We start from the raw sequence: 415 nt of genomic DNA on the forward strand, positions 1-415 counted from the left end.
GGCCAGGTGGATGGAGACCGGGAAAACGATCTTGTCGCACCGGACCGGCACCTTGGAGAGGTCGACCAGCAGCGACTCGTCGTCGCCGTCGCCCTCGCCGGTGAGGTTGTCACCGGTGTGCTCCACCGAGCCGTCCGGGCTCTTGAGCTGGTTGTAGAAGACGAACCACTCGTCCCCGGTGACCCGGCCGTCACTGCACATCAGTGCGCTGGCGTCGAGGTCGAAGGGGGCTCCGGTGGTGGAGCGCGCGTCCCAGCCGAGCCCGACCATCACCTGCCTGAGGTTCGGTGCGGCTTTGGACAGGGAGACATTGCCCCCCTTGGCGAGCGTGACGCCCATGATGCTGGTCCCTCCCCTTGAGGCCTGTCTTTGGTTCACCCCGGGGACACGGGGTCCGGCACGCGCTCCCCCGAGC

At 68.0% G+C, this 415-nt stretch carries 1 protein-coding gene; it reads right to left on the minus strand.

Annotated features, from left to right (window positions below):
• Positions 1 to 339: TerD family protein (locus KDL01_RS42350; protein ID WP_212534330.1), on the minus strand; the 339-nt coding region annotated here is incomplete at its 3' end.
• Positions 340 to 415 lie beyond the last annotated feature (76 nt).

Origin of the sequence: Actinospica durhamensis (assembly GCF_018139695.1) — a bacterium.
GTDB lineage: Bacteria > Actinomycetota > Actinomycetes > Streptomycetales > Catenulisporaceae > Actinospica > Actinospica durhamensis.